Annotated in this window: 3 protein-coding genes; all 3 read left to right on the top strand. The window is 62.7% G+C overall.

Annotated elements, in window-relative coordinates; genetic code table 11:
* Positions 1-414 precede the first annotated feature (414 nt).
* The 3 genes from AC4FAH_RS13785 to AC4FAH_RS13775 all read left to right on the top strand — a co-directional run bounded on the left by AC4FAH_RS13785 (position 415) and on the right by AC4FAH_RS13775 (position 3,879).
* Positions 415-1,467 carry a glycosyltransferase family 2 protein gene (locus tag AC4FAH_RS13785; protein ID WP_043336949.1) on the top strand — a complete coding sequence of 351 codons (1,053 nt, stop codon included), beginning with the start codon at positions 415-417 and terminating at the stop codon, positions 1,465-1,467.
* On the top strand, positions 1,464-2,645 hold the full coding sequence (locus AC4FAH_RS13780; protein ID WP_490246232.1) for a glycosyltransferase family 4 protein: 1,182 nt from the start codon (positions 1,464-1,466) through the stop codon (positions 2,643-2,645). Before AC4FAH_RS13785 ends, AC4FAH_RS13780 begins: the two co-directional genes overlap by 4 nt.
* Before the next feature lie 124 nt (positions 2,646-2,769).
* Positions 2,770-3,879 (top strand): glycosyltransferase family 4 protein, encoded by a 1,110-nt coding sequence (locus tag AC4FAH_RS13775; protein WP_317292945.1) that lies wholly within the window; start codon positions 2,770-2,772, stop codon positions 3,877-3,879.
* The last annotated feature ends 2 nt before the right edge of the window (positions 3,880-3,881 follow it).

Below are 3,881 nucleotides of genomic sequence, written 5' to 3'. Positions count from 1 at the left end.
AGTAGTCACTGATTCTCAGTATCTGGCATGAGTTGCCGGAGGATTGGCGCATAAACGCTCATGATTTCGGCTTTTGGCGACAGCGCAGCTTGTTTGGGCTGGGGGGGATTATTAGTCTGTGGTCAACGGCGGGGCAGGAAGTGTCGCCATTTGCTGCCACTTTCTGCCACTACCTTTCTCACGAGCGGACATCCCTCCAGTGTCCACTCCTCAGGGTGACGTCGCTCACCTGTCATCTTCAGTCCAGGATCAGCTTCTGGCGGATGAACGGGACTCAAGCACTAAAATATAAGAAATTGCGAATAAAAGTCAGTCGCAAGAACTGACCCACTCTTCAGTGCAGTGTGTGCTCTGCTTCGAGGGCGCTGGTCGGCTGTGCTGGTCAATGACAGTGAACAATAAAGAAGGCAGGGCATGGAACGCTATACAGGGAAGTCGCCTTACTTTTCCATCGTGACGCCAAATCACAATTCAGGGGATGGTCTTGCGCGCTGTATCAACAGCTTGCGTGACAACCAAGCATCCTATGAACACATCATCATTGATGATTGCTCGACGGATGATGGGTTCCTGTGGGCTGAGCGACAGGCGCAGCAGCAAATGGAGCAGCAATCCTCAATGTCCACGCCGCCCGGCGAGACGCCTGACATCCCCGGGCGGCTGGTTCTGCGCCGCAACCCTCACAACATGGGGCCGGGTGGCACGCGCAATCATGGTCTGAGCCTGGTCAGCGGCCGCTATGTGCTGTTCTGTGACGCTGATGATCATTTCGCGCCTGGCGCGCTGGATATTCTGCAGGCCCGCATCGAGGCGTTCGACTCGCCCGAGGCGGTGGTCTTCCGCTACTGCCTGCAAGGCCCCAAGGGCGATCACGACAGCCTGGCATTCTGCCAGCAGGCCGAGGAGCGCCCGCTGGCCCGGGCCTTTCGTGACTTCATGCATGACACCATCGTGTCGTCTCCCTGGGGCAAGGCGATCCGCGCTGACCTGGCCTGCTCGCTGAGCTTCCCTGATCTGCCCGTATCGCAGGATGGCCTCTATAACCTGGATCTGTTCGGACGCGCAGAGCGCGTGCTGTATCTGCCCGAGGTGCTGTATTACTTCGACAAGCGCAGTGACGGCTCTCTGACGCGCAAGCCGTTCAGCAACCAGGAGCTGGACAAGTTCCACCGCAGCTGGCGGGTCTTCGCGGAGCATTATCGTGAGCATTTCGCCGCGACGCACGGCATGGCCCTGCTGGAAATCCGCGGCCTGCGGTTCGTCGGCGTCAGCTTCATCATGCGCCAGGCGATCAACAAGACGGCGGATGATTCGCGGGTGCGCAAGGTCGTGCTCGATCAGGTGCGACAAGCGTCCTGGTCATCTCTGCGCCAGCTCTCGCTGAAGGAGCAGGCGCTGTTGATGAGCTATGCAGTGAGCCCGGCATTGTCCCGGCAACTTGTCCGCCGGAGCCAATACGCCTCATGAGTACTGATAAACATATCCTGTTCTATACAGGTGCCCAGTCACGCACCGGCGGCACCGAACGTGCCTGCGCCGATACCGCCAACATGCTGGCCGCCAGTGGCGATTATCAGGTCGAGATACTCAGCGAATATGGCCCGGCGGAGAGTCCCTATCCGCTGCATGACGATATCGTGCACGAATCACTCTATCCCGAGCGCTCGCATCTGGGCGCCGTGCGTGGCCTGTGGTTGTTCCTGCGTCTGCTGTGGGTGGTGCTGCGCAAGCGCCCGGACGTGGTGGTGGTGGTCGAGAGCATCGGCTTCCTGCCCTTCCTGCTGCCGACGCTGCTCTGTCGCCGCACGCGCTATCTGTGCTGGGAGCACTTCAATGCCACCTCGGATCTCGGCATTGCTCGCCGTGATACGGCGCGGCGTCTGGCGGCGCATCGCGCCGACCGCATCGTGGTGCTGTCGCATGAAGACCGCCACTACTGGGAGCGTCTGCATCCAGCCGCGCGCGAGCGACTCAGCGTGGTCCCCAACCTCAATCCGCTGGAGCATGTCGTTGCCGAGCGTCAGGCGCATCAGAGCCGTGAGAGCAGTGCTGAGCAGGTGGCGGACTTGCGAGACGCCAGGTCGCCCAGGGTGGCGGTGGCCGTCGGCCGCCTCGAGCCGCAGAAGGGCTTCGATCTGCTGCTTGAGGCCTGGGCGGCGTTGCCTGAGGCGACCCGTGATGGCTGGGTCTTGCGCATCGTCGGCGAGGGTGCAGAGCGTGGCGCCCTGATGGCGCAGGCCGAGCGACTGAAGATCACCCATCAGCTGCAGATGCCGGGCCAATGCCGGGACATTCGGCGCGAATACGCCGCGGCGGACCTGTTCGTGCTCTCGTCGCGCTTCGAGGGCTTTGGCCTGGTGCTGGTCGAGGCGCTGAGCTGTGGCGTGCCCTGTGTCAGCTTCGCGTGTCCGGCCGGGCCGGGCGAGATCATCAAGCATGGCGTCAATGGCTATCTGGTCGCGCAGGGCGATGTGGAAGCCATGACCCGTCAGCTTGATGAGGTGCTGGGGGATGAGGCGGTGCTCGACAGGTTGCGCGCCAATGTGGATTACGGCCTGGACCGCTTCTCGCGCAATACCGTCGAGGCCAGCTGGCGCACGCTGCTTGAGGGCCTGGAAGCCCCGGCGCTGTTGAAGGTGATCTGATCGGCATGACGACCGCCTGGATGAGGGTGGTAAGCAAGGCAAGACAGCCAGTGGACAGACAAGTGAGGGCAGCCGCCCTCACTTTTTTCATGAACGACAGCAGGAGGCTATCGCCGTGAGAATCATGCATGTCATCTCGACTCCCGCCTCTGGCGGCGCCGAGGTCTACGTCAAGGACCTGAGTCTGGCGATGGTGGCCGCTGGCCACAGTGTGCATATCACCTTTCTGGAAACCGCCGCGGAATGTGGCCGTGACCTCGAATACGAGCATCGCTTTCTGAGCCAGCTGAGTGCCGGCAATGTCAGCTACTCGTTTCTGGGCATCGAGACACGCCGCCGCCCGTGGCGAGGCGCGACGAGGCTGCGCAGGGAAGTGACGCGCTTCGCGCCGGATGTGGTGCACTGCCACCTGTATTACGCATTGATGTTCGCCTTTGGGTTGCCGCGCCAGTTGCCGGTGATGATGACGGTGCACAGCATCGAGCTGGGCGCGCCGGCCTGGATGTTCCGGCTGTTTGATCGTCGCGTGACGGCCTACGTCGGTATCTGTCGCGCCTGCACCGACAAGCTGGCGCCGATTGCGGCGCGTCCGGTGGTGCAGATCGACAACGCCGTCTCCGGCGCGCGTCTCAAGGCCAGTGGTTGGCGGGAGGCGAATCAGCAGGCCCCGGTACAGCTGGCGGCGATCGGTCGTCTGACCGATGCCAAGCAATACCCCCTGATGCTGGAAAGCTGCGCCAGACTCAAGGCGCAGGGCTTGGCGTTCACGCTCAGGATCGCCGGTGAGGGCCCGCACAAGGCACAGCTGATGGCGCAGATCGAGGCGCTCGGGCTCGATGATGAGGTCAGCTTGCTGGGCAATATCTCGGATGTGGCGGGGCTGCTGGCCAGCGCCGATGCCTTCATCATGTCATCCGCCTGGGAAGGGCTGCCGATCTCGCTGCTGGAGGCGACGCTCAGTGGCCTGCCGGTGCTGGTCACCGATGTCGGCGGCTGTGCCGAGGTGGTGCATCGGGTCGGCAACGGCCTGGTGGTCGACCAGCACACGCCTGAGCGCTACGCCGAGGCGTTGGGGCGATTGGTGGGGGATGCTGAATTGCGGCGTGCCTTCGCCCGCAACGCGCGCCGTTACGGGGCCAGTTATCACATCGATACTGCCCTGAGCGGGCATCTGGCGCTGTATGGCAGCCACCAACCGGCGCAGGACACCTCGGGGCTGGAGGTGACGCCCTGAGT

The organism is Cobetia sp., from assembly GCF_983723665.1.
This window is presented reverse-complemented; position numbering and strand designations above follow the sequence as displayed.